22 protein-coding genes and 1 tRNA gene are annotated in these 24,913 nt (G+C 74.0%); 7 read left to right on the top strand and 16 right to left on the bottom strand.

What is annotated here, in order from left to right:
* Positions 1 to 5 precede the first annotated feature (5 nt).
* Positions 6 to 986 carry a D-2-hydroxyacid dehydrogenase gene (locus ABZ385_RS10130; RefSeq protein WP_358910789.1) on the bottom strand — a complete coding sequence of 327 codons (981 nt, stop codon included), beginning with the start codon at positions 984 to 986 and terminating at the stop codon, positions 6 to 8.
* 129 nt (positions 987 to 1,115) lie between these two features.
* Between ABZ385_RS10130 and ABZ385_RS10135 the strand changes: the two genes are divergently transcribed.
* Entirely contained in the window at positions 1,116 to 1,979 is an 864-nt protein-coding gene (locus tag ABZ385_RS10135) for a decarboxylase (RefSeq protein WP_358584958.1), read from the top strand.
* The gene (locus ABZ385_RS10140; protein ID WP_358699781.1) at positions 1,976 to 2,713 is read left to right on the top strand and encodes a decarboxylase; all 738 of its coding nucleotides are present in this window, start codon (positions 1,976 to 1,978) and stop codon (positions 2,711 to 2,713) included. Before ABZ385_RS10135 ends, ABZ385_RS10140 begins: the two co-directional genes overlap by 4 nt.
* Here the strand turns inward: ABZ385_RS10140 and ABZ385_RS10145 are convergent.
* Both ABZ385_RS10145 and ABZ385_RS10150 read right to left on the bottom strand, forming a co-directional pair.
* Positions 2,703 to 2,894: a hypothetical protein gene (locus ABZ385_RS10145; RefSeq protein ID WP_358584998.1), complete on the bottom strand. Its 192-nt coding sequence runs from the start codon at positions 2,892 to 2,894 to the stop codon at positions 2,703 to 2,705. The genes ABZ385_RS10140 and ABZ385_RS10145 overlap by 11 nt on opposite strands.
* Before the next feature lie 65 nt (positions 2,895 to 2,959).
* A complete protein-coding gene (locus ABZ385_RS10150) occupies positions 2,960 to 3,208 on the bottom strand; it encodes a hypothetical protein (RefSeq protein WP_358584955.1) in 249 nt (82 codons plus the stop codon).
* A 299-nt stretch (positions 3,209 to 3,507) separates the two neighbouring features.
* Here ABZ385_RS10150 and ABZ385_RS10155 point away from each other — a divergent pair, with 299 nt between their 5' ends.
* Complete coding sequence (locus ABZ385_RS10155) at positions 3,508 to 4,581, top strand: LLM class flavin-dependent oxidoreductase (protein WP_358910880.1); 1,074 nt, start codon at positions 3,508 to 3,510, stop codon at positions 4,579 to 4,581.
* 664 nt (positions 4,582 to 5,245) lie between these two features.
* Here ABZ385_RS10155 and ABZ385_RS10160 read toward each other — a convergent pair.
* Positions 5,246 to 6,976, bottom strand: a complete 1,731-nt coding sequence (locus tag ABZ385_RS10160; RefSeq protein ID WP_358910791.1) for an EAL domain-containing protein — start codon at positions 6,974 to 6,976, stop codon at positions 5,246 to 5,248.
* Positions 6,977 to 8,050: 1,074 nt separating this feature from the next.
* On the opposite strand from ABZ385_RS10160, the gene ABZ385_RS10165 reads away from it, so the two are divergent.
* The gene (locus tag ABZ385_RS10165) at positions 8,051 to 9,355 is read left to right on the top strand and encodes a M6 family metalloprotease domain-containing protein (protein ID WP_358699508.1); all 1,305 of its coding nucleotides are present in this window, start codon (positions 8,051 to 8,053) and stop codon (positions 9,353 to 9,355) included.
* A gap of 78 nt (positions 9,356 to 9,433) precedes the next feature.
* Here ABZ385_RS10165 and ABZ385_RS10170 read toward each other — a convergent pair.
* The 7 genes from ABZ385_RS10170 to ABZ385_RS10200 all read right to left on the bottom strand — a co-directional run bounded on the left by ABZ385_RS10170 (position 9,434) and on the right by ABZ385_RS10200 (position 15,985).
* Positions 9,434 to 9,507, bottom strand: a tRNA-Lys gene (locus ABZ385_RS10170).
* Positions 9,498 to 10,238 carry a bifunctional DNA primase/polymerase gene (locus tag ABZ385_RS10175; protein ID WP_358910792.1) on the bottom strand — a complete coding sequence of 247 codons (741 nt, stop codon included), beginning with the start codon at positions 10,236 to 10,238 and terminating at the stop codon, positions 9,498 to 9,500. Before ABZ385_RS10175 ends, ABZ385_RS10170 begins: the two co-directional genes overlap by 10 nt.
* 144 nt (positions 10,239 to 10,382) lie before the next feature.
* The gene (locus tag ABZ385_RS10180; protein WP_358590075.1) at positions 10,383 to 10,736 is read right to left on the bottom strand and encodes a hypothetical protein; all 354 of its coding nucleotides are present in this window, start codon (positions 10,734 to 10,736) and stop codon (positions 10,383 to 10,385) included.
* 112 nt (positions 10,737 to 10,848) lie between these two features.
* A complete protein-coding gene (locus ABZ385_RS10185) occupies positions 10,849 to 12,213 on the bottom strand; it encodes an AAA domain-containing protein (protein ID WP_358910794.1) in 1,365 nt (454 codons plus the stop codon).
* A complete protein-coding gene (locus ABZ385_RS10190; protein WP_358910796.1) occupies positions 12,213 to 13,799 on the bottom strand; it encodes a hypothetical protein in 1,587 nt (528 codons plus the stop codon). Before ABZ385_RS10190 ends, ABZ385_RS10185 begins: the two co-directional genes overlap by 1 nt.
* Before the next feature lie 157 nt (positions 13,800 to 13,956).
* Positions 13,957 to 15,105, bottom strand: a complete 1,149-nt coding sequence (locus ABZ385_RS10195) for a hypothetical protein (RefSeq protein WP_358910882.1) — start codon at positions 15,103 to 15,105, stop codon at positions 13,957 to 13,959.
* Entirely contained in the window at positions 15,032 to 15,985 is a 954-nt protein-coding gene (locus tag ABZ385_RS10200) for a phosphatase PAP2 family protein (protein ID WP_358910798.1), read from the bottom strand. Before ABZ385_RS10200 ends, ABZ385_RS10195 begins: the two co-directional genes overlap by 74 nt.
* Before the next feature lie 241 nt (positions 15,986 to 16,226).
* Here ABZ385_RS10200 and ABZ385_RS10205 point away from each other — a divergent pair, with 241 nt between their 5' ends.
* Positions 16,227 to 16,820 (top strand): histidine phosphatase family protein, encoded by a 594-nt coding sequence (locus ABZ385_RS10205; RefSeq protein WP_358586779.1) that lies wholly within the window; start codon positions 16,227 to 16,229, stop codon positions 16,818 to 16,820.
* 37 nt (positions 16,821 to 16,857) lie between these two features.
* Here the strand turns inward: ABZ385_RS10205 and ABZ385_RS10210 are convergent, their stop codons facing one another.
* Positions 16,858 to 18,351 (bottom strand): tetratricopeptide repeat protein, encoded by a 1,494-nt coding sequence (locus tag ABZ385_RS10210; RefSeq protein ID WP_358910800.1) that lies wholly within the window; start codon positions 18,349 to 18,351, stop codon positions 16,858 to 16,860.
* 308 nt (positions 18,352 to 18,659) lie between these two features.
* On the opposite strand from ABZ385_RS10210, the gene ABZ385_RS10215 reads away from it, so the two are divergent.
* The gene (locus ABZ385_RS10215; protein WP_358910884.1) at positions 18,660 to 19,100 is read left to right on the top strand and encodes a hypothetical protein; all 441 of its coding nucleotides are present in this window, start codon (positions 18,660 to 18,662) and stop codon (positions 19,098 to 19,100) included.
* Between the two features lie 55 nt (positions 19,101 to 19,155).
* Positions 19,156 to 20,019, top strand: a complete 864-nt coding sequence (locus tag ABZ385_RS10220) for a fused MFS/spermidine synthase (protein ID WP_358910802.1) — start codon at positions 19,156 to 19,158, stop codon at positions 20,017 to 20,019.
* A gap of 34 nt (positions 20,020 to 20,053) precedes the next feature.
* Here the strand turns inward: ABZ385_RS10220 and ABZ385_RS10225 are convergent, their stop codons facing one another.
* The 4 genes from ABZ385_RS10225 to ABZ385_RS10240 form a co-directional block, all read right to left on the bottom strand.
* Positions 20,054 to 21,463: a GH1 family beta-glucosidase gene (locus ABZ385_RS10225; RefSeq protein ID WP_358910804.1), complete on the bottom strand. Its 1,410-nt coding sequence runs from the start codon at positions 21,461 to 21,463 to the stop codon at positions 20,054 to 20,056.
* Positions 21,464 to 21,585: 122 nt separating this feature from the next.
* Complete coding sequence (locus ABZ385_RS10230; protein WP_358586813.1) at positions 21,586 to 22,398, bottom strand: carbohydrate ABC transporter permease; 813 nt, start codon at positions 22,396 to 22,398, stop codon at positions 21,586 to 21,588.
* Positions 22,399 to 22,493: 95 nt separating this feature from the next.
* Entirely contained in the window at positions 22,494 to 23,501 is a 1,008-nt protein-coding gene (locus ABZ385_RS10235) for a sugar ABC transporter permease (RefSeq protein WP_358586787.1), read from the bottom strand.
* A 5-nt stretch (positions 23,502 to 23,506) separates the two neighbouring features.
* On the bottom strand, positions 23,507 to 24,817 hold the full coding sequence (locus ABZ385_RS10240) for an extracellular solute-binding protein (protein WP_358586789.1): 1,311 nt from the start codon (positions 24,815 to 24,817) through the stop codon (positions 23,507 to 23,509).
* Positions 24,818 to 24,913 lie beyond the last annotated feature (96 nt).

Raw genomic sequence — 24,913 nt, forward strand, 5'->3', positions numbered from 1 at the left:
GGTGATCAGTGCCCCGGGACGTATCCACGTTCCTTGTCGACCACGTTCCGCAGCGGTCGGCCCGCCGCCCACGCCTCGTACAACTCCACGAACTGGGCGCCCAGTTCGTCGCGCCAGCCGACCGTGTCGCCGCTCATGTGCGGGGAGACGAGCAGCCCCGGCACCGTCCACAGCGGGCTGTCCGCGGGCAGCGGCTCGTGCGCGAAGACGTCGAGCGCCGCGCCCGCGATCCACCGCTTCGTCAGCGCGGCCACCAGGTCGTCCTCGTCCACCAGGGCACCGCGCCCCACGTTGATGAAGTGCGCGCCGGGCTGCATCACGCCGAAGCGCCGCGCGTCGAACATGCCGCGGGTGGCGTCGGTGAGCGGCGCCGCGCACACCACCCAGTCGGCGCGGGCCAGCAGCCGGTCGAGGTCCTGCGCGCCGTGCACGCCCGGCCGGCGGGCGCGGCCCACCAGGGCGGCCGTGACGCCGAGGCCCTCCAGCATGCGCGCGACGGCCCGGCCGATGGGCCCCGAACCCACCACGCACGCGCGCGTGCCGGCGACCCGCCGGGTCTCGCGGTGCCGCCAGGAACGCTCGCGCTGCGACTCCAGGGTGCGCGGCAGCTCCTTGGCCAGGGCCAGCACGAGCGCGGCGACGTACTCCGCGATCGGCTGGTCGAAGACGCCGCGGGCGTTGGTCACCACCGTGTCGCAGGCGGTGAGTTCGGGACACAGCAGATGGTCGACGCCCGCGCTCGCGGTGTGCACCCAGCGCGGCCTGCGCCCCTCGCCCGGCCAGGCGCGGCGCACCGCGTCCGAGGCGAAGTCCCACACCAACAGCACGTCGGCGAGCGGCAGTCGGGCGGCGAGCGCGGCCTCATCCGTGTGCAGGACCCGGGCGCGGCCGGTCAGAGCGCCGAGGCGCGGCGGCGGCGCCGGGGGCCCGGCGTCCAGGACGAGAACGGTGGTTTTGGGAGGCCGGCCGGGCGTCGGTTCGGACATCTGAGGAAAACCGTCCCGTCTGAGATGGGCGGATTGACCACGCTCGCACCCGAACCTACCTTCGTCAACAGAGCAACTCCCGTACCGGCATGGCGACAACCCAGTAGGCGTGAACGTGGGGGCCCGCGCATGGACGTCTCCTTTCTCGGCGGACCTCCCCCACGGCCCGAGGGGGGCGGGCGCTACCCCTGCCCGCAGCGGGGTGTCGGGGTCGTCGCCCCCTTCGACTTCGCCCTCGACCGCGAACTGTGGCGGTGGGTCCCGGACGAGGTCTCGCTCCATCTGACCCGCACGCCGTATGTGCCCGTCGAGGTCAGCCTGGACCTGGCGCGGCTGGTCAGCGAGCACGAGACCCTCGCCGACGCGGTCCGCGCGCTGTCCGTCGTCGAGCCCGAGGTCCTCGCGTACGCCTGTACGTCGGGCAGTTTCGTCCGGGGCGTCGCGGGGGAGCGGGCGATGTGCGCGGCCATGACCCGCGAGGGCGCGGTCGCCGCCGTGACGACCTCCGGCGCGCTCCTGGAGGCCCTGGACGCGCTGGGTGCCCGGCGTGTCGCGCTCGTCACGCCCTACACGTGGTCGGTGACGCGGGCCCTGGAGGAGTATCTGGCCGAGGCCGGCGTGGCGGTCACCGCCCGCGCCCACCTGGGCCTGACCCGGCACATCTGGAAGGTGCCCTACCGCGACGTGGCCGACATGGCGCGCCGCGCGGTGCGGGCCGGGGTGGACGCCCTCTTCATCAGCTGCACGAACCTCCCCACGTACGACGTGATCCCGCAACTGGAGGCGGAGCTGCGCATGCCGGTGATCTCGGCGAACCAGGTGACGATGTGGTCGGCCCTGCGTCGGCTGGGTACGCGTGCGGTAGGGCCTTACCAGGCGCTGATCGACCCCGGGGCGCGGCCGGGCGCGAGCCCGCTGGACCCGCCGCCCCCGAGGGGACTGCCCGAAGGACCACCCGCGGGGCCACCCGCAGAAGGAGGAGGCTGGACGTGACGGCACTCGGATTTCTCTACCCGGGGCACTCGGCCGAGGACGACTACCCCCGCATGGAGCAGATGCTCGCCGGCGGTGTGCGGCTGCAGGTCGTCCACACGGACATCGGCGAGGACGCGCACCGCCTCGACGCGCTCGTGGAGATGGGCTCGCCCGCGCGGCTCGCCGCCGGCGTCGAGGAACTGCGGCTCTCCGGCGCGGAGGCGGTGGTGTGGGCGTGCACCAGCGGCAGCTTCGTCCTCGGCTGGGAGGGCGCGCACGACCAGGTCCGCGAGCTGGCCCGGGCGGCGGGTCTGCCCGCCTCCTCGACGTCGTTCGCCTTCGCCCACGCCGTACGGGAGGTGGGGGCGGTCCGGGTCGCCGTCGCCGCGACCTATCCGCAGGACGTGACCTCGCACTTCGCGGCGTTCCTGCGGGCGGCGGGCCTGGAGGTCGTCGCGGAGCGGGCCGGCGGCATCGGCACGGCGGCGGAGGTCGGCACCTGGGGGCGCGCGGAGGTCCTCGCGCTGGCCCGCGCGGGCGACCACCCGGACGCGCAGGCGGTGCTCCTGCCGGACACGGCGCTGCACACGGCGGCCCACCTCCGCGAGCTGGAGGCCGAGCTGGGCAAGCCGGTCCTGACGGCCAACCAGGTCACGGTCTGGGAGGCCCTGCGGCTGGCCGAGCGCCGGCTGAACGCCCCGGAGCTGGGCTCGCTGTTCACGAAGGAGCCGGTGGTCCAGGTCAGGGGCTGAGGATCAGGCGCACCACCGTTAACGTCTGGACCGACCCGGAGACGTAGTACAGGACGATGGCGCCGTCGACCGTGGCCTCCCTGCGGTCGGGGTCCTCCCGTACGGGTGTCGAGCCGTGGCCGTAGGGGTCCCGGCCGATGGTGCGGGCGAGGGCGGCGCGGAAGGCGTCGGCGTCGCCCATCTTGGCGAGGGTGTCGTCGGCGGGCGGCGCGTAGGTGACGCGGTGGCCGCGGCGGTGGCGGGGGCTCACGCCGTACCCCGCCTCTCCGCCTCGTCGGAGGCGAGCCGGGCGAGCCGGGCCTCGGCGTCCGGATCGGGCACGGCCTCCAGCATCCAGTGCCGCATCACGGCGTGGATCTCGTCGACCCCGGCGGCGTTGATGGCCCGGTCGAAGTCCGCACGCCGCTCCTCGGGCAGGGCGGCGCGGATGTCCGGAAGGGTGTTGGGCACCTCGACCTCGACTCCGTCGACGAGGGTCTTCAGGGGATCAGCCATGCCGGCACGGTACTGGCCCGGCCGGCCCACCGGGGCGGAGCCCTGCCCCGGGGAATAAAACGGAGTGTGCCTCCTGTTGGCTCTCCCGTACCCATGTGACGTACGTACGCAGTGCAGGAGGCACCCCAGTGACAGTGGACCCGACCGGCGACGGCAACCGCGACGACGGCATCCGGGGGGTGCGTCCGGACGCGGCGGGCGAGAGGGGAGCGGGCTCGGGGGCTCGGGACGCCGACGGGAACCTACGCCCGGATGCCGCTCGGGGGGCCGAAGAGGGGGCGCGGGCGGCCGGCGACGGCATCCGCGGTGAGCGGCACGGTGACGCGCCCGTGCCGCTGTCCGTGCTCGACCTCGTCACGGTCGGCGCCGGGCGCACCGCCACCGACGCGCTGCGCACCAGCGTCCGGATCGCGAAGCTCGCCGAGGCCCGCGGCTACCACCGCTACTGGGTGGCCGAGCACCACTCCATGCCGGGCGTCGCCTCGTCCTCGCCGGCCGTGATCCTCGCCCACCTGGCCGCCCACACCGGCCGCATCCGGCTCGGCTCCGGCGGCGTCATGCTGCCCAACCACGCCCCGCTCGTCATCGCCGAACAGTTCGGCACGCTGGAGGCGATGGCCCCCGGCCGCGTCGACCTGGGCCTCGGCCGCGCCCCCGGCACCGACGGGGCCACCGCCGCCGCCCTGCGCCGCACCGACCGGCTGAACGAGGGCGCCGACGACTTCCCGCAGCAGCTCGCCGAGCTGACCCGCTTCCTGGACGACGACTTCCCCGACGGCCACCCCTACCGGCGTATCCACGCGGTCCCCGGGCCCGTCCAGGCGACCTCGCCCGGCGGCGTCCAGTCCACCCACCGCCCACCGATCTGGCTGCTGGGCTCCTCCGGCTTCAGCGCCCGCCTCGCCGGCGTCCTCGGCCTGCCGTTCGCCTTCGCGCACCACTTCTCCGCGCAGAACACGATCCCGGCGCTGGACCTCTACCGCGAGTCGTTCAAGCCGTCCGCCGTCCTGGACGCCCCCTACGCCCTGATCGGCGTCTCGGCGCTCGCCACCGACGACGAGAACGAGGCCCGCCGCCAGGTCCTGGCCGCGGCCCTGAACATGGTCCGCCTGCGCACCGGCCGCCCCGGCCTGGTCCCCACGCCGGAGGAGGCGGAGGCGTACGAGTTCAACGAGATGGAACGCGAGTTCGTCACCGGCTGGAACGCCAACGTCATCCACGGCACCGCCGACCAGGTCCGCACCGGCCTGGACGACCTCGCCAAGCGCACCGGCGCCGACGAACTGATGCTCACCGGAAACGCCCACAGCGGCGAGGTCCGCCTGCGCTCGTACGAACTCATCGCCAACGCGTATCGCTTGCCGGGGGCATAGGGGGGAGCACCTCTCGCATGCCGGCGCGTGAAACCCCCCCCAGGGGCGCGGGGAACGGCGCGAGCAACCACCCTCGGCCCGCAGGTGCGGCCGAGCCGCTGCGGCCGGATACGCCCGTGCGGGCCGCCACTGGCTGAGCGCGCAGTTCCCCGCGCCCCTGAGGGGGTGTGCTGTGCGGGGGTCTTTCGCTTGCCGGTGCGTGAGACCCCGTTAGGGGCGCGGGGAACGGCGCGAGCAACCCATCTGCGGCCCGCGGGTGTGGACGAGCCGTTGCGGTCGGATGCGTCTGTGCGGGCCGCCGACGGCTGGGCGCGCAGTTCCCCGCGCCCCTGAGGGGGTGTGCTGTGCCGGAATCTTTCGCGTGCCGGCGCGTGGAACCTGCCCAGGGGCGCGGGGAACGGCGCGAGCAACCACCCTCGGCCCGCAGGTGCGGCCGAGCCGTTGCGGTCGGATGCGTCTGTGCGGATCGCCGCTGGCTGAGCGCGCAGTTCCCCGCGCCCCTGAGGGGGTGTGTTCTGTGCCGGCACGGGAAACCCCCAGGGGCGCGGGGAACTGCGCGAGCAACCAACCGCGGCCCGCAGGTGTGGACGAACCGCTGCGGCCGGACGCACTCGCGCGGGCCGCCGGACGGCTGGGCGCGGCGTCCAATACGCCCCTTCGGGGCCTACGCGGACCGCAGCAACGCGGAGATGCGATCCGCCGGAACGGGGCGGGAGTAGAGCCAGCCCTGACCGGTGTCACACCCGATGCGCCGCAACCGCCCAGCCTGCTCCGCCGTCTCCACGCACTCCGCGGTGACCGTGATGCCCAGCCGATGGGCCAACCGCACCAGCGCCTCGACGATGACCTCGTCGGCGGGATTGACGTGCTCCTCCCCCTCCCCGTACTGGAACCCCCGTACGAAGGACCCGTCCAGCTTCAGGACGGACACCGGCAGCCGGCTCAGGTACGCGAGGTTCGAATACCCCGTACCGAAGTCGTCGATGGCGATCCGCACCCCCATGTCGCTGAGCGCCTGCAAGGCCTGAAGCGGCCGCCCCGCCGACCCCATGACGGCGGACTCGGTCAGCTCCAGCTGGAGCAGCCGGGCGGGCAGGCCGGTCTCGGCGAGGATCTCCGCCACGTCCACGACCAGGTCGGAGTCCCACACCTGCCGCACCGCCACGTTCACGCTGACGAACACCGGCTCCCGCTCGGGATGCGCCAGTTGCCACCGGCGCGCCTGCCGGCAGGCGGTGCGCAGCACCCAGCGGCCGAGCTGCACGATGGACCCGTCCTCCTCGGCCAGTCCGATGAACCGATTCGGCGTCAGGAGCCCGAACTGGGGGTGCCGCCAGCGCACCAGCGCCTCGACGCCCTGCACGTCCTCGTGGTCGAGGCCCACCAGCGGCTGGTAGTCCAGGACGAACTCGCCGCGCTCCACGGCCGGCCGCAGGGAGCTGGAGAGCGTCTGCCGGGTCATGCGGTGGGCGTTGCGCTCGGGGTCGAAGAGCGTCCAGCGCGCCTTGCCGTCCGTCTTCGCCCAGTACAGCGTGGTGTCGGCGGCCTGCATGAGCCCCGTCGTGGTGGTGCCCGCCGCACGCCGCTCCACGACGCCGATCGACGCGGACACGGACAGCCGCTGCCCGGCCAGGTCGAACGGTTCCTGGAGGGCCTTCAGCGCCGCGTCGGCGAGATCGGTCAGCTGCTGCGTCCCGGTCGAGTCCTCCACCAGCAGCGCGAACTCGTCCCCGCCGAGCCGCGCCACGAGCGGCGCCGTCACCGTGCCGTATCCGGCCCGGTCGGCGCAGCGCGTGAGCCGCTCCGCGACGGCCGCGAGCAGCCGGTCGCCGATCCGGTGGCCGAGCGTGTCGTTGACCGCCTTGAACCCGTCCAGGTCCAGGTAGCACAGGCCCACCCGGCCGGTGCTCGTGTCGTCGTAGGCGCCCGCCTCGAGCGCGGCGGCGAGGCGTTCGAAGAAGAGGTTGCGGTTGGGCAGCCGGGTCACCGGATCGTGCATCTGCACGTGGCGCAGCCGGGCCTGGAGCTCGCGGCGCGCGCTGATGTCGGCGGCGGAGAGCAGGACGGTCCGGCCCCCGCCCCGCTCGGCGGACCCCGGCATCGGCGAGACCGTGACCTGCACCCACAGCGAGTGCCCGTCGGGGTGTTTCAGGCGCCGGGCGCAGCGCAGCCTGGCCTGCCGGCCGCGGAGCACCTCGCGGTAGGCGTGCCAGGTGCGGGCGTCGGAGGTGAGGTCGACCAGATCGGCGGCGATGCCTCCGCACAGCGCCTCCGGGGTGGTGCCGAGGAGGGTGGCGAGGGCGTCGTTGGCACTGACCACCTGGCCGTCGCCGTCGACGACGGCAAGGGCGAGCGGGGCATGGGCAAAGGCCCCGTGGTAATCGACCGGCCCCACCTCACCCCCCGGCTCCCACCACGACTCCCGCCCGGACCCTCGCTCCGACTCCCGCCCGGACCCTCGCTCCGACTCCCGCCCGGAACCCCGCTCCAACACGCGCTCGGAACCCCGCTCCGGTTCCCGCCCGGGGCCCCGCTCCGTCTCACGCCCGGACCCTCGCTCCGACTCCTGCCCGGACCCTCGCTCCGACTCCCGCCCGGGGCCCCGTTCCGACTCCCGCCCGGAACCCCGCTCCAACACGCGCTCGGAACCCCGCTCCGGTTCCCGCCCGGGGCCCCGCTCCGTCTCACGCCCGGACCCTCGCTCCGACTCCCGCCGGGGGCCCCGCTCCGACGCACGCTCGGGATAGGGGCCGACCCCACTCTCGCGGCCCTGGTCCGCCTCGCACCGGGGACACCGCTCGCCCTCGCGCTGAGGGCCCCGCTCCGGTGCACGCACCGCACCGCGCACCGGCGCACGCTCCGGACCGCATACGTGGTCGTACTCCGGGCCGCACCCGGGACCGCCCCCGTGGCCGCACTCCGGGCCGCACCCGGGACCGCCCCCGTGGCCGCACTCCGGGCCGCACCCGGGGCGGCGCCGATCCGGGCCGCGCCCGGGGTCAGACACCGGGTCGCACATCGGGTCACGCGGCGGCTCGCACACCGGCTCGCGCTCCCGGTCGCGACGGTCCGTGACGACAGGGCGGGCTCGGCCGGAATGCGTGGCCGCCGTGGGGGTGGGCCCTTGGGACGTTCCGTTCACCGCTTGCTCCCGCAGTGCAGTTGTTCTCGAACAGGTCTCGTCGGGCGGCGGGCAGGTGGCGGGCGGCGGTGTGGGGACCGGGCCCGCGCAGGAAAGTGTGCCGATCATAGAGGCCCGCCAGATGCCCTATCCAGCCATGTGGCCGTACCGGCCAGGGCCCACCGCCGCTGACAGATCGTTTCTGCCCGGCGCTGAACTGGTTTCTTCGGGACTCGACCGCTTGTGACGTTCCGTGAGCGTTCGGGGTGTCGCGCCCGCGCCCGCCTCTCACCCGGAAGGGCCAGGCAAACAGGGCAAAGTGCAGCGAGTCACCACAAGGTGGGTGGGGTGTCCCGCATTCCGCACCCGGAGGTCGACGTGCCGCGTCAGCTCCCCCCCAGGGGACTCACCCGTGGAGGGAGGAACCCCAGGCCATGGCGGGACCCCCGGTTGCGCAGCACCGGGGCGCTGCTCACCTCGCTGACCGCCCTGGCCGCCACCTCGCTCGTCGCGGGCCCGACCACCGCCGAGGCCGCCGCGGGCCCGTGTGAGCTGCGCCGGACCGCCGCCCACCACTCGGAGGGCCTGGACACCTGGAACACCGCCTATCCGCGCCCGGCCAGGACCCTGGACGCGGTCATGGTCTTCCTGTCCTTTCCGGACTCCCCGCCGCTGACCACGCCCGAGGAGCTGGCCGCCGACCACTTCCCCGCCACCAGCCGCTTCTTCGAGCAGGCCTCCTACGGGAAGTTCCGGCTCAGCCCGCATCCGCGGCGCGAGTGGGTCGAGATGCCGCGGGCCTCCATGGCGTACGCGATACAGCGCGACTGGAACGCCAAGCGCCGCGCCGCCTATCTGCGCGACGCGCTGGCCGCGGCCGATCCGCACGTGGACTTCTCGCGGTACGACATCGTCTACTTCGTCGCCGACCCGGACGCGCCCGGCGTCGACTCGGACGCCACGAAGGTGGTGAACCTCGACCGGCCGATGCGGGCCGACGGCACCGACATCCGGCGCGTCGTGACCGTCTTCGAGCGGCATCCGCCGGACCGCAACGTCCTGGCGCACGAGACGGGCCATGTCTTCGACCTGCCGGACCTCTATCACCGGCCGACCGACGGCAAGGGCGACTGGGACACCCATGTGGGTGACTGGGACGTCATGGGCAGCCAGTTCGGCCTCGCGCCCGACCTCTTCGGCTGGCACAAGTGGAAGCTGGGCTGGCTGGAGTCCCCTCAGGTGCGCTGCGTGGCGGCGGGCGCCCAGCGACTGACCCTGGAGCCGCTGTCGGCGCCGGCCACGGGCGGCGCGGTCGGCGGCACCAGGCTCGCGGTGGTCCGTACGGGCCCGGACACGGCGATCGCCCTGGAGGGGCGGGGCGCCGTGGGCAACGACCACGCGGCGTGCACGGAGGGCGTGCTCGTCTACGAGGTCCGCAACGGCACGGCGTCGGGCGGCGGCCCCATCGAGGTCGTCGACGCCCACCCGGAGACGGAGTCCTGCTGGGGCGACTCGGTCTACCCGCAGCTGGCGGACGCCCCGGTGCGGGTGGGGGAGAGCTTCCGGGTGCCCGGCGAGGACCTGCGCGTCGAGATCGACGTGGAGGCGCGGACGGCGGCGGGTGCCTGGACGGTGCGGGTCGCGGTCGGCTGAGGGGCCGGGCCGCCGAGACGGCGGGAGGCCGGACACGCAAGAAGCCCCTCGCTCGCGCGAGGGGCTTCTTGCTGTCTGTGCGCCGCCAGGGACTCGAACCCCGGACCCGCTGATTAAGAGTCAGCTGCTCTAACCAACTGAGCTAGCGGCGCCTGCTGACGTCGTAGACCTTAGCACCCTGATCGCCGCCAGGAAAAATCGATATACGGACCGCGGAGGAGGCCGCCGCGCGGGCCGCCCGGACGCAGGCCCAGAGCATCACCTCGGGCCCCGGCAGCCAGGGGTGGCGGGTGTCCGGCGCCACCAGCCAGCGGGGCGTGGGGCGGGGCGCGGCCTCGACTCCGGGGTCCTCCGGGGCGTCCGGGGTCCCGTCGGCGCCGGCCCTGAGCGGCGGCACGGTGATGGCGTCGCCCGGCCCGTGGCAGAGCGCGCAGGGGACGGCTGGGCCCCACTCCTCCCACTCCAGGAGCGAGGGCAGGCGCGAGGCGGTGCCGGGGGCGGCGAAGAACAGCGTACGGCCGCGGTGGTCGGCGACGGGGCCCGAGCCGGGCCCGTCCTCCCATAACCGGTCGAGCATGCGCCGTCCGAAGACCGAGGGGACGCTGACCACGTCGAAGGCGGTGCCGCAGGGGAGGACGGCGGGCGCGGTGGGCCGGGCCCGCCAGTGGGCGAGGGCGCTGCGCGGATACGTCTCGGCCGAGGCGAGCCAGGCGGCTCCCTCGGCGGTGACCTCGCGGGCGTCGCGAACGGAAGCGCCCGGGGCGCTGGAAGCGGCGGGGACGCCGGAAGCCGTGGAGGCGGCGGAAGTCGTGGAGGCGCCGGACGCGGCGGGGGGCGGGGTCGCGGGGGCTGTCCGGGCGCGGAGTCGGGTGCCGTTATCCATGACAGGCAGATCTACCCTGGGTGAACGCACCCTTTCGGAGAGTTGCCGGAAGCCGGGACGGCCGGGGGCGAGGAGGAGTACCGTGCCCCCGGGCATATGCCGCAAGAGGCGCGAGAGCGTCGCGGGCCCGGCGCTGTCCCGCCCTCAGCCCCGCGTCTCGCCGCCCCCGCGCAGCAGGCTCCGGCCGAACTCGACCATCTTCTTCGCGTAGTCCTCGGTCCACTCCGCGCGCTCCGCGATCAGCGCGGGCGTCAGCCGGTCGAAGCGGCGGGGGTCGGCGAGCTGGGCGGCCGCGATGGCCTGGAACTCGACGGACCGGTCCGTCGCGGCACGGAACGCGTGGGTCAGCTCCGTCGCCCGGTCCAGCAGCTCGCGGGGGTCCTCGATCGACTCCAGGTCGAAGAAGTGCTCGGGGTCGGCCGCCGCCTCGGCGGGCTCGAAGAGCAGGGGCGCGGGGCGCATGCGCTGTTCGGTCCGGGGCCGCTCGGGCTCCGCCATGGTTCCTCCTCGTACGACGCGGTGCCGCCCATGCGGCGTTCGGCCGTCTTCCATTCTCCCCGGTGGCACAAGTGGGCCCCGTAAGGGGCGCGATCCTGCCGGGACACGGCCCCTACGGGGTCTGCCACGGCACCCGGTGTTCCGCGAGGCGTGAGAGGACCGCGTGGTTCGCCTCCCAGCCGTCGGGGAACTTCACCGTGACGCCCAGCTGCACCGGCTCGGTGGAGGGGTGGTCGTCCAGCAGGGTGTCGACGCCGGCGCGGCAGACCACGATGCAGGCGTGCCGGTGCCGGGACGTCAGCACGCAGAGGCGGCCCGTCTCCAGGTGGAAGGCCGTGGCATCCGGGCGCCCGGACAGCGGGTGCAGGACGACCGTCACGTCGAACTCGCGGCCCTGGAGCCGGTTCGCCGTGTCCACCGTGACGTCCGGGACGCCCAGCTCCGCGAGGGCCGCCCGCACCGCCGCCGCCTGGTCGCGGTGGGCCGTGCCGACGGCGACGCGGTCGGCCGTGAGCGGCACCGGCACCGGGCCGCGCTCCGAGGTGGCGGCGCCGCCCCGGTCCAGCAGCCGCCGCACCACGCGCGCCAGCGCCCGCACCGCCTCCGGATCCGTGCGCGGCGTGTTCCGCGCGGGCAGCTCGAGGAGTCCCCAACCCGCCCGGGCCGCCTCGTCGATCACCCGGTCCGGCGCCGAACCGTCCGACGCCACCGCGAAGTTCAGCGCGCGGTCCCCGTGGTCCGTCCCGCTGCGGAAGGGCGTGTACGGGTAGAAGGCGCCGGAGACCAGCGGCGCGGCCGACGCCGGCAGCCGCCAGGACACCGGGAGCCGGTGCTGGGGCAACTCGGGGTTGTGGGCGAGCAGGGTCATGACGGCGGACGCCGAGGGGTCGTAGGACAGGCCCGCCCACTGCTCGGCGCCGACGATGGAGAAGGGGTCGAGCTGGCCCGGGTCGCCCACGAACAGCGCCCGCTCGAAGAGCCCCGCCACGGCGAGCAGCGCGTCCGAGCGCATCTGGTACGCCTCGTCGACGATGGCGTGTCCCCACGGCGCGTCCAGCTTGTCGACGTCGACGTGCGCCCACTTCGCGGCCGTCGAGATGACGACGTCCAGGCCGGCGAGGTCACCCACCTTGGTCGACTTGCGTACGTTCGGCAGGTCGTCGAGCGCCTTGTCGTACGGATCGGGGTCGCTGCTGTGCAGCCGGCCGACCGGAAGCTCCGGGTCCTTCTCGGCGAGGCGGAGGACGAGATCGTCCACCTGCGCGTTCGTCTGCGCGATCACCATCAGCCTGTGGCCGGCCGCGGCCAGTTCCCGGGCCGCGCGGACCACCAGCGTCGACTTGCCGGCGCCGGGCGGGGAGTCGACGACGACACCGCGGTGGGCGCCGTGCAGCGTGTCGTGCAGGATCGCGTCCGTGGCGCGCGCGGCCTCCGCGCCGGGGTCGAAGGTGCCGCCCGCGGGCGGGGCGAGCTGCATCACAGGATGTCCTCCACGGTCACGGGATCAGGGCTCTCCGGGGTGTCCGAGGGCGGGCCGCCATGGGTCCACGGGGTGGCCTCCGGGTCCGGCAGCTTCGGGCCGCCGCGCTGCTCGTGCTCGAAGAGCGTCCAGCAGACCAGGTCGCCCTTCTCGGGGACCGACCCGGGCTCCGGCTCCTTGCCCCGGCCCATCTTGTCGGTCAGGCGCAGCACGACGGTGCCCGCGTCCTCGTACGCCACGAACTCGGCCGTCTGCGGCCTGCCCTGGAGGGAGCGGTACACCTTCGCGCGCTCGCCGAGGTGCGGGCGGTCGTCCGTGCGGACGGTGACCAGGGGGCGCGGCCGGGGGCTCTTGGCCTCGCTGTACGCCATCACGACCTCCGTCACCTCTCCGGCGAAGGCCTCGCCCGCGAGGCGGCGGCCCGCCATCACCAGGGGGTCGTCGAGGGCCTCCTGGGCGTCCAGGCGCGCCTGCTCGCGCTCGCGCGTGGCCAGTTTGTTCGCCGCGGTGATCGCGTCGTCGACGCGGGGCTGCGGGGGCTCGCCCGCCGCCACCCGGTCGCGGTGGGCGGTGAACGACCAGCGGTCGCGGGTCCACCGGTCGGCGTCGTGCGCGGCCGCGGGCAGGGTGCACAGGGCGTCCAGGCCGCGCCAGACCGCGTCCCAGGTGGGGCGGGTCCGGCTCTCGACCAGGGCGCGGATCTCCCGCTCGGCGGCCGTCAGCGCGGCCAGCCGCCGGTCCGCCTCGACGCCGTCCTCGGCGGCGGCCAGGGCGGTGCGGGCGCGGTCGTAGCGCTCGATGGCCGGGGCGAGCAGGTCGTTGTCGAACGCCGGGTCCGTGGCCGGGCCCGCGGGCGGGCACAGCAACTGTCCGTCCTTGTCGCGCGCCAGCTCGGCGCGGAGCGCGGCCTCGGCGCCCGAGGCGCCCTCCGGGGCCTCGATCCAGGCGAGCAGGGCGCCCAGGTGCTGGTCCTCCGGGCTGGACTGGCCGGTGGCCCAGTGCCGGGAGAGCAGCTCCGTCATGGCGACGAGCAGGGACGAGCCGGGGACGCGGGCGCGCTCCCCGAAGTGCGTCAGCCACCGGCCGAGCAGGGGGACGCGGGGCGGGGCGGGATAGGGCGTGTCGGGGTCCTGCTCGGCGGTACGGCGGAATCGCATGGAGCGGCCGAGGAGGCGTACGAACTCGATGCCGGCGCGGCTCGGGACGATCAACTGCGGGGCTTCCGCGCACAGTTCGACCTCGACCTTGACGCGCTTGCCGGTCTCCGGGTCGGTCTCGCTGCGCTCGGCCGCCTCGACGTCGTCCGCGTACGCCTCGATGTACGGCAGGACGATCTCGGCGAGCTGCGCGAGGAACGCGAAGCGGAGGTCGCGGTCGCGGGGCTGGGGCACGATCAGGAGGCGGGGCGAGGTGCGCTCCGTCCCCACGAGGGCGCCGAGGGGGGCGCCTGCCTCGCCGGCGGTGGTGAGCGGGACGAGCACCAGCGGGCGCTCGGAGATGTGCCGGTGCCGGGCCGTCGCCCTCGGCCGGGCGCGGCCGGTCTCGGCGGCCTCCAGCCGGGCGAGACTGTCGATCAGTGACACGGACGCTCCTTCTTCCGGTACGGCTCGCGATGCCCTGCCCGCCGCTTCGCGGCGGATGTCTCCCTCCCACCCACCCGTTTGCCCCGCGTCCACCGCGTACCCAAGGACCCCGGGCCGGGGCAGGCACGGCCGGACGCGTAGGGAACACCGGGCACCCTCACGAACCCCCCGAGGCACCCACGCCAGCCCCCCGTAGGGCCGCCGCCCGGCGCAACATCGCCACCGCGGGGTCGGCCGCGTCGCCCGCCGTGCCCCTCGCCGCCGCGAGGACCTCGGCGATGGTCGTCAGGCCGCCCAGCTCGCCCCGGACGGCGCGGCCCAGGGTCGTCACCTCGCCCCGCGCGCGGGCCCGGGTGCGGCAGTGGAAGGCCAGTTCGCAGGCGGACAGGCACTCGGGGGCGTACGTCGCGGGGACCGCCTCGACGGCGGCCGTCAGTTCGGCGGCGGGGCGGCGTACGTCGAAGGTCGTGCCCTCGGGCAGCTCCGCCGCGATGTCCTCGACGCGGGTGAGGCGGGCCAACTGCCGCCGGGTCACCGACAGCTGCTTGCGGACGTCGATCGCCGAGGCCGTCGGGAGGTTCGAGAAGTCCTTGGGGCAGACCAGCACGACGTGGTGGCGGACCGGCGGGGCGGGCTCCAGGCGCCCGGCCACCCGCTCCAGCGCCAGCGCGTACACCGCGGCCTGCCGCGCCGCCGCGCCCACCTTGGCGGCGTCCGCCGAGCCGTCGATCATCGGGAAGGACTTGATCTCCACGACCGTCCAGCCGCCGTCCGGATGGACGACCACCGCGTCCGGCTCCAGGAAGGCGAGCGTCCCGGCGACCTCCAGCGCCAGCATGGGGTGGTCGAGGAGCGTCCAGCCGCCCGAGGCCGTCGCCTCGCGCAGCGCCAGCGCCGTGCGGGCGGCGCGGCCCTCGGGGCCGGCCGCCGCCAGGTCGGGCACGGCGGCCTCACCGGGGACGGGCTCGGCCCCGCCGCCCAGCCGGCCGTGGGTCAGCCGCAGCAGCTCCGCGCCGCCGTCGGCCTTGACCCGCGCCTCGAACGCGTTGCCCCGCATGAAGGCGAACTGCGACTGCCCGAAACCGGACGGCGAGCCGAGGGAGTGGGCGAGCGCCGTCTTGTCGACGCCCGCGCCGTCGAGCAGCGCACGCCGTCTGCAACCGGGGTTGGCCGCCAGGGCGGCCAGCGCCCGGGCGTCCAGCGGTTGCGCGGGGACGTCGGTGCCGCGCAGCTCAGCGAGCCGCTGCCGCAGCGCCGTCCCCCGCTTCGGCGGGCTGGACGCTCGGCTCGACGCCTGGGAGGGCACTGTGCGTGCGCTGTCGGGGAAGTCGCTCACGCGTCGAAGTCTGGCACTCGCCACCGACAATCGAGGACTCCGTGGCGGACGAGACGCCCGGGCCCCGCGTGAAACGCTCCCGCAGCCGGGCCGTCACGGGGTCCGTGAGCCGCTGGAAGGGGCGTACGAGCAGCAGCCCGACGCCCATCACGCCGGCGCCCGCGAGCGCGTCGAAGAAGTAGTGGTTGGCGGTGCCCATCACGACGAGGGTGGTGATGAGCGGGTAGGCGACCGCGGCGACCCGCGTCAGCGGGGAGCGCCCGTGCCGCCACAGCATCACGCCGCACCACAGCGCCCAGCCCACGTGCAGGCTGGGCATCGCCGCGTACTGGTTGGTCATGCCGCCCAGCCCGCGCGGCGCGCTCGCCTGGGCGCCCCACCAGCCGTAGTCGCTGTACTGCGCCATGGTGTCGACGAAGCCGTGGCCCGCGCTGAGCAGCCGCGGCGGGCAGGTCGGCAGGAGCGTGAAGCCGATCAGGCCGATCATGGTGGAGAGCATCAGCCACGCGCGTGCCGCGCGGTAGCGCACGGCGTGGCTGCGGAAGAGCCAGATCAGGACGGCGGGCGTCACCAGGTAGTGCAGCGAGGCGTACCAGAAGTCCGCGGGCACGCCGATCCAGGCGTGCGCGGTGAACAGCCGGTTCAAGGGGCTCTCCGCGTCCAGCCGCAGGAACTGCTCCGCTCTGAGGATCCCGATGCCGTGGTCGACGGCGCCGGCGACATCGCCCCGGGCGAGCAGCCGTCCCGCCGAGTACGCGGCGTACACGAGCACGAGCAACGGCAGCTCCGTCCACCAGCGGAGCCGGTGCTCGGGTATGCGGCCGGTGCCCGGTGCGTAGGTCTTCGGCATCCGGTCGGTCCCCCATCATCTGTGTTCACGCGGTGCAGGCCGCCGGGTCACTTTACGGCGTGCGCGCACACCGCCGTGGCGCCCCCGGACGCTCCCGGTGGTAGGGGACGCAGAGATCGGCCGGGGGGTTGCGATGCCGGGTGAGCGTCCGATCCGGGGTGGGTGATGATGGAGGGGCGGGCACGCGCTGCCCGCGCGAAGCAGTGAATGAGCAGCGAAAAGCACGTGGAGAGGTCCCCGCATGGCACCCCGCATCCTGCTGGCCCGGCATGGACAGACCGCATGGTCACTGTCCGGGAAGCACACCGGCAGGACGGACGTCCCGCTCCTGGACGAGGGCCGCCGCGGCGCGAAGCTCCTGGGGGAGCGGCTGCACCGCGCGCCCTACGACGGTCTGCCGGACGTCGAGGTGCGCACCAGCCCGCTCTCCCGCGCGAGGGAGACCTGTGAGATCGCCGGGTTCGGGGAGCGCGCCCGTCCGTGGGACGCGCTCATGGAGTTCGACTACGGCGACTACGACGGTCTGACCCCGGCCGACATCCAGGCGGCCCGCCCGGGCTGGCTCATCTGGCGGGACGGCGTCCCGGGCGGTGAGACGCTCGCGGAGGTCTCCGCCCGCGCGGACGAGGTCGTGGCGTGGGCGCGCGGCGCCGAGCGCGATGTGCTGATCTTCGCGCACGGCCACATCCTGCGGGTCATCGGCGCCCGCTGGCTGGGCCTGGACATCGCCTTCGCGTCCCGCATCCGCCTCAACCCGACGTCCCTCTCGGTCCTCGGCTGGGCCTACGGGGAGCCCGCCATCGAGTCGTGGAACGAGACGGGCCACCTGGCCTGACCCCCCGGCCCCCTCGCCCGTACGTACGTACGTACGTCTACACGGCCCGGGGCAGCGCGGCGTGGCGCTCCAGGAAGCCGCCCACCCCGTGGGCCCCGCGGTGCGGCAGCAGCACCCGGGCCGTCGTGGCGAGCATCGACTGGATGCGGGAGGACTGCACCTCGTCCAGGAGGCCGAGCACGCGCAGGCCCGCCGTCGCCGCCTCGTCGGGGCGTCCGGCGCGGGCCAGGTCGTCGGCCAGCTCGGCGGTGTAGAGCGCGATGTTCCGGGTGAAGTGCGGGGTCTGCGCGGTGGCGGTGGCCGCCGCGTGCCGCGCGTGCCGGGCCGCCCGCGCCCAGTCGCCGAGGGCGGACCAGCACTGCGCCTCCAGGCCCTCCAGTTCGGCCCGGCCGTAGAAGCTCATCCACTCCGGGTCGGCCTCGGAGCCGCCGCGCTCGAAGAGGGCGTGCGCCCGGGTGAGGGACTGCTCGCAGCCGGCGCGGTCGCCGAGCCCCGCCCAGCCCCCGGCCTCGCGCAGCGCGATGAGGGAGAGCAGCCGGTGGGAGCCGCGGTGCCGGGCCGCCCGGCCGGCCGCCTGCGCGGCCCGCACCGCTTCCCGGGGGCGCCCGGCGTCGCGCGCGAGGAAGGCGGTGTTGCAGAAGGCGTGCGCCTCCAGGTCCGGGTCGTCGGCGACCCGGGCCGTCGCGAGGGCCTCGGCGTAGTAGGAGCGGGCGTCGTCGAAGCGGCCCGAGTCGTGCGCGAGCCAGCCGACCGAGATGGCGAGCTCCCCGGCGCCCGCGTACAACCGGTCCGAGACGGACTGCCGGGTGGTGCCCGCGTCGAGCAGGGCGTAGGCGGTGCGCAGGGGAGCGGCCGCGCGCCGGTAGAGGCCGTCGGCGCCGTGCCGGTCGTCGAGCAGTCTGATCCGGCGCACGGCCTCCTCGACCGCGCAGGCCTCGGCCTCGCCCGCCCGGTGCCCGGGCCGGGCCGGCGCCTCGGCGCGGGCGGCCGGGGCGAGCCCGATGGGTGCCAGGGACGCGGTGACCACGGTGGCGGTGGAGCCGGTCATGAATGCGCGACGTTGCACGTCGCTCTCCTCGGGAGTCTGGATCGCGTACGGATCGCAGGCGCGGGGGTCGGACCCGGACGGATGGGACTCGTACAGCTGGATCGTGGTGTGCGGGTGGTTCGTGGTGGCGGCCCGCCGGGTTCCGCGGGGGCGGATCACGGCGGGGGCGGAGGGTGCCTCGGGCTCCGGGCGGGCCGCCCTGCCCCGCACCTGCGCGCGCGGTGCGAATCCCAGGTCGGCCAGCGTCCGGCCGGGGAACATGTGCAGGAACACCCGCTCGTAGGCGTAGTTGGGGCAGCGGATCTCCCCGGCCTCCACGCGCCCGACGTAGCGGGCGTCGCAGCTGACCCGCTCGCCGATCTCGCGGGCGGCCCGGCGGACGGCGGCGGCGAACTCGCCCGGCGAGCGCTGCCCGCGCAACTGCCGGAAGGCGAGGTTCGGTCGCGGGGACTGAGTGGACGATGTCATCGGTGAGGACGCCATGGCCGGACCCTCTCGTGCGGAGCGTGCCGGAGCGCGCACACGCTGGCGCACTGGACGCCGCGCCCGCGCACGGGATCTCGCGGGGCGGCCCCTGTTCCGGCGGAGCACGAACGTACCCGCTGTGACGGGTCCGACACACGGTGTTTGGCTACAAACCGGATATCTCACCCACGATCTGCCATGAACTGCCATCCTTTGCGGCGGCGTGCCGCAGTGCCTGTTGACGCCGGTTCGCGTTGAACCATGCGGAGCGGGAGCCCGGAAACAGCTCCCGCACTCGCGAGGAGGGTCCCTTGTTGGAGCTCGGCATGCAGAACAGCGACTCCGGTCCGAACGGCAGCGCTCCACCCGGCGGCGCGGCACCTTGCGACGACGAGTCCTGCGATCTGGTCACCGTCCCGGCGCGGCAGGGCTTCGAGGCCGTCGACATCCTGCGGCGCGGCGCGGGCGACACCATCGGGCCCGTCCTGCACGACGGGAGCTGCGACACCCTCGGCTTCCTCGTGCCGCCCGGCACCGCCGACGGCTGGGACCTGCCGGGCAGCGCCTGTACGCAGACCTCCGGGCGCGGCCTGCGCCTGTCCGGGGAGCCGGCCCCGCACCCCCGCGTCCCCGAGCCGCCGGTCGAGGGCACCGGCTGGCTGCTGCCGCCCGGCCGTGAGACCGACCCCGTCACGGACCCCGACGTGCTGCGGGCCGCGCTCGGCCAGGCGGCCCGCACCATCGAGGCCGCCGACAACTGCCGCTGACCGCTCCGGGCACCGCCGCCGGGCCGCGCCCGCCACGGACGCCGATAATGGTCCGATGGCAAGGAACAGGCGATCCCGGGAAGCGGCGTCCGAAGCCGTCGTCGAGCAGGTGGACGGCGGGCTCGCCGAGCTGCTGCCGGACCGGGACCGGCCGCGCGCCTGGACGCTGCTCCTGGACGGCGCCCCGCAGTCCCATGTGGACCTCGACGACCCCACGTACCTCGACTTCGAGTACCAGCGCAGGATCGGTCACATCGCCGACCTCCTCGCGCCCGCCGGGAAGCCGATACGCGCCGTGCACCTCGGCGGCGGCGCCTTCACCCTCGCCCGCTACATAGCGGCGACCCGCCCCCGCTCCACCCAGCAGATAGTGGAGCGCGACAGCGCGCTCATCCGACTCGTCCGCCGCGCGCTGCCACTGGACCCGCAGGCCCGCGTCCGGGTGCGCGCCGCCGACGCCCGCGAGGGCCTCGCGAAGATCGCCGACGGCTGGGCGGACCTCGTCATCGCCGACGTCTTCAGCGGGGCCCGCACGCCCGCCCACCTCACCAGCACGGAATTCCTGACCGACGTGGCCAGGGTCCTGGCGCCCGGCGGGTGCTACGCCGCCAACCTCGCCGACGGGCCGCCGCTCGCACATCTGCGCGGCCAGCTCGCCACCGCCGCCGCCCTCTTCCCCGAACTGGCGCTCGTCGCCGACCCCGCCGTGCTGCGCGGCAAGCGCTTCGGCAACGCCGTCCTGCTCGCCGGCCACCACGCCCTGCCCGTCGCCGAGCTGACCCGGCGCAGCGCGAGCGACCCCCACCCCGCCCGCGTCGAACACGGGCGCGGGCTGCGGGACTTCAGCGGCGGCGCGAGTGCCGTCACGGACGCCCGGGCGGTCGCCTCGCCGCCGCCACCGCCCTCGGTGTTCCGCTGACCTCGCGCGCCGCCGGCCCCCGCCGCCCGCGGGGTCAGTCGACGACCAGCTCCCCCGCCCTGGCGACGGCCGCGTACCAGTGCGCACTGGACTTCGGGATGCGGGCCTGCGTCTCGTAGTCCACGTACACCGCGCCGAAGCGCTTGCTGTAGCCGTACGCCCATTCGAAGTTGTCCAGGAGCGACCAGAGGTAGTAGCCGCGGACGTCGGCACCCTCGGCGAGGGCGCGGCGGACGGCGGCCAGATGGCCCTGGAGGTAGGCGATGCGCTGCGGGTCGTGGACGCGGCCCTCCGCGTCGGGCTTGTCGTCGCAGGCCGCGCCGTTCTCCGTGATGTACAGCGCCAGCCCCGGGGCCTGGCGGGAGTACCGCATGATCAGCTCGTGCAGCCCCGTCGGGTCGATGGTCCAGCCCATCTCCGTGCGCTCGCCCGGCGTCTGGTGGAAGGCGACGTCCTCGGAGCCGGGCCAGGGGGAGTGCTCACTGGCGCCGTGCCCGTCCGCGCGCGCCGCCTCGGTGCCCCGCGGGGCGGCCGAGACCAGCGTGGGCGTGTAGTAGTTGAGGCCGAGCGCGTCCAGTGGCTGGTGGACGGCGGCCAGGTCACCGTCGTGGACGAAGGACCAGTCGGTGACGGCGGCGGTGTCCGTCAACAGGTCCGCCGGGTAGGCGCCGTCCAGCATCGGCCCGTGGAAGATCCCGTTGGCGAGGTTGTCGATGCGCCGCCGGGCGTCCATGTCCCGGGGGGAGGACGAGAGCGGGCGCACCACCGCGGAGTTGAGGCTCACCGCGACGCGGGCGCGGGCCGGCAGCGCCGCGCGCAGCGCCTGGGTGCCGAGGCCGTGCGCGAGGTTGAGGTGGTGCGCGGCCCGCAGGGCGGCCGCCGGATCGGTGCGGCCGGGGGCGTGCACGCCGGAGCCGTAGCCCAGGAAGGCGCTGCACCACGGCTCGTTGAGCGTGATCCAGGAGTGGACGCGGTCGCCCAGCGCCTCGGCGACGAGCCCCGCGTACTCGGCGAAGCGGTACGCGGTCTCGCGCGCCGGCCAGCCGCCCGCGTCCTCCAGCTCCTGCGGCAGATCCCAGTGGTAGAGGGTCAGGGTGGGCTCGATGCCCCGGGCGAGCAGCTCGTCGACCAGGCGCCGGTAGAAGTCCAGGCCGCGCTGGACGGCGGGACCGCGCCCGGTGGGCTGCACCCGCGACCAGGAGACGGAGAACCGGTAGGCGTTCAGGCCGAGGTCCGCCATGAGCGCCACGTCGTCGCGGTAGCGGTGGTAGTGCTCGACGGCGACGTCGCCGGTGTCGCCGCCGACCGTGCGGCCCGGCGTGTGACTGAAGGTGTCCCAGATGGAGGGGGTGCGGCCGTCCTCGCGCACGGCACCCTCGATCTGGTACGCGGAGGTGGCGGCGCCCCAGAGGAAACCGGCCGGAAAGGTCAGGGATTCAGGCATGGAAGCGCTCCCATGGAAGGGGGAAGGGTACGGAGAGGAGAGGGGAGAGAGGAGAGGGGAAACGGGAGAACGGGTGTGCGGGGAGGCGCGGGGAGGTCCGGGGGCGCTCGACCCCCGGAGGCTCAGCCCTTGACCGCGCCCTGCATGATGCCGCTCACGATCTGCTTGCCGAACAGCACGAACGCGAGCAGCAGCGGCAACGTGCCGAGCAGCGCGCCCGCCATGATCACCGCTCGGTCCGGGATGTATCCCGTGCCCAGCGAGTTGAGCGCCACCTGCACGGTGGGGTTCGACTGGTTGAGGGCGATGATCGGCCACAGGAAGTCGTTCCAGGCCATGACGAACGTCAGCAGGCCGAGGACGGCCATCGCGGGCCGCGCCGCCGGGAACACCACGTGCCAGATGATGCGCAGACTGCTCGCCCCGTCCATCCGCGCCGCCTCGATCAGCTCGCCCGGCAGGGCCTGGAGCAGGTACTGCCGCATGAAGAAGACCCCGAAGGCGCTCACGAACGTCGGCAGGATCACCGCCTGGAGCTGGTTGGTCCACTGGAGGTCGGCGATCCACAGGTACAGCGGTACGACGCTCAGCTGCGGCGGCACCATCATCGTGCCGATGGTCAGCATCAGCAGCGCCCCGCTGAACCTGAACCTCAGCTTGGCGAAGGCGAATCCGGCGATGGTGGAGAACAGGACGGTGCCGATGGTGATGCTGCCCGCGACGATGGTGGTGTTGAGCATCGCGTCGCCGAGGCTCGCCTCGGTCCAGGCCCGTTCGAGGTTCTTGAAGAGGTTCCCGCCGAACCACAGCGGCGGCGGCGTCTGGGCGAGCCGCCCGCTCGTGCGCGAGGCCGCGATCGCCGTCCAGATCAGCGGCGCCAGCGAGACCGCCGTGAACAGGGCGAGGACGGCGTAGGTGAGCGGCCCCGCGTGCATGGTGCGGCCGGCCTTCTGGCCCAGGGTCCGGGACCGGCCGGTGGGGCCGGACGTCGGGACCGGGGCCGGGGACGTCCGGACCGGGGTGGGGGACTTCATCGGTCCCTCCTCAGGCGTCGGGCGATCAGCAGGTTGACCGCGGCGATCAGCAGCAGGATCAGCAGCATCAGCCAGGCGACGGCCGAGGCCCGGCCCAGGTGGCCGTTGATCCACCCCTGGTCGTACAGGTACAGGCCGAGCGTCTGGAACTGGTGGTCGGCGCCGCCCTTGGACCCGGCCGTGCCGCCGAACAGCAGCGGCTCGCCGAAGAGCTGGGTCGCCCCGATGGTGGAGACGACCACCGTGAACAGGATCGTCGGCCGCAGCATCGGGATGGTCACGTGCCGGAACTGCTGCCAGCGCGAGGCGCCGTCCAGCGAGGCCGACTCGTACAGGTCGTGCGGCACGGCCTGCATGGCGGCCAGATAGATCAGCGCGTTGTAGCCGGTCCATCGCCAGATCACGATCGACGACACCGCGAACTGCGAACCCCAGGAGGACTCCCGCCAGTTGACCGGGTCGAAGCCGACCGACCCGATCAGCCAGTTGACCATGCCGCCGTCCCACGCGAACAGCAGCGTGAACACCAGCGAGGCGCTGGCCACCGAGGTGGCGTACGGGGCGAGCATCGCGACCCGCCACAGCGTGGACCCGCGCAGTTTGTAGTTGAGCAGATGGGCGATGCCGAGCGCGATGGCGAGCTGGGGGACGGTGGAGATGACCCCGATGGTGAACGTGTTGCCGAGGGCGTTCCAGAAGTAGTCGCTGCCCAGCAGGTTGGTGTAGTTCTCCAGGCCGAGCCAGGTGCTGTCGTCGAGGTTGGTCAGCTCCAGGCGGTGCAGCGACGCCCAGCCGGTGTAGAGCAGCGGGAAGAGGCCGAAGGCGCCGAAGAAGAGGAAGAACGGCGCGACGAAGACGTACGGCGACGCCTTGGTGTCCCAGCGGTACAGGCGGCGCCGCCAGGCGGGCGCCACGGGGGAGGGGGCGCGGCCCTCCGACGCGGCCGGGGCCGCGTCCCCCTTGCCGGGGGACGCGGTCTCGGCGTACTCAGCGGTCTCGGACATGTCCGTCACTGTCCCAGAACATCCTTGATCTCCTTCTGGGCCGCCTCCCAGCCCTCCTCGGGAGACTTGCCCTGCTGCTCCACCTGGAGCACCCCGATGTCGGTGATGGACTGGCCGATCTGGGCGTCCTTGAGGCCGTAGACGGCCGTGGGGATGTTCTTCGCGATGTCGGCGTAGATCCGCGTGATGGGCGCGTCGCTGAAGTAGGCCTTGGTCGCCGCCGAGGGCTTCAGCTTGTCGTAGACCGCCGGGGTGGAGGGGAAGCTGGCCTGCTTGGCGAAGATCTTCGCGAGCTGCTCCGGCTTGGAGAGCCAGACGGCCAGCTCGGTGGCCTCCTTCTTGTGCTTGCCGGCGCTCGGCACGCCGAGGAACGCGCCGCCCCAGTTGCCGTCCGTGGGCGCCTTGGCCATGTCCCACTTGCCCTTGCCGTCCGGGCCCGTCTTCTCCTGGATGTAGCCGGCCATCCAGGCGGGGCAGGCCACGGTGGCGAACTTGCCGTTGGCGAAGCCCTGGTCCCAGGTCGGGTCGAACTGCTTGAGCTTGGCGGACATGTCGCCCTTCGCGACCTTCATCGCCGTGTCCCAGGCGTCCTTGCGGCCCTGGCTCTCGTCGTAGATCTCCTTGCCGCTCTTGTCGTAGTACCGCTCGGTGGCACCGGCGAAGACGGCGTTGTACACGCTGGAGGCGGAGTCGACGAACCTGGTGCCCTTGGGCGCCTTCTTCATGTACTTCTCGCCGAGCGCGACGTACTTGTCCCAGTCGCCCGCCCAGGCCTCGGCCAGCTTCTCGCGGTCGGTGGGCAGCCCGGCCTTCTCGAAGAGGTCCTTGCGGTAGCACAGGGCGGTCGGGCCGATGTCGAGGCCGAGGCCGACCGTCTTGCCGTCCTCGGTGGTCGCCTGCTTCCACTTCCAGTCGAGGTAGGCCGACTTGTCCACGCCCTCGGCCTTGCCCAGGTCCTCGAACTTGGCACCCTGGGTCTGCACGATCTCCGTGATGTTGCTGACCTCGATGGCCGCCACGTCGTTGACCCCGGCGCCGGACTGCAGCTGGGTGAGCAGCTTCGGGTAATAGGCGTCGTTGCGCTCGATGACGTTCTCTTTGATCCTGATGTTCGGGTGGGCCTTCTCGTACTCGTCGTAGAGACCTGCCTGCTTGAGGCCCAGCACACCGAAGGTGCCCACATTGAGCGTGATCTTGCCGTCGCCCCCCGAGTCGCTGTCGTCGTCGCTCGAACAAGCGGCCAGCAGGCTCGTGGCCAACGCGGTCACGGCCGCGTAGGTCACCAACCGGCGGGTCCGGCGGGAACTCGTGTGCATGACGTCCTCCTGTTGCCTGACGTGCCGACCCCCCGGCCAACTGCTCTACTGGGCCCGTTGGTTCACTCTGCGGCTCGGGCGGGGAACGTGCGGGAT

The sequence above is a fragment of the Streptomyces sp. NPDC005898 genome (assembly GCF_040629635.1).
In the GTDB taxonomy this organism is placed as follows: domain Bacteria; phylum Actinomycetota; class Actinomycetes; order Streptomycetales; family Streptomycetaceae; genus Streptomyces.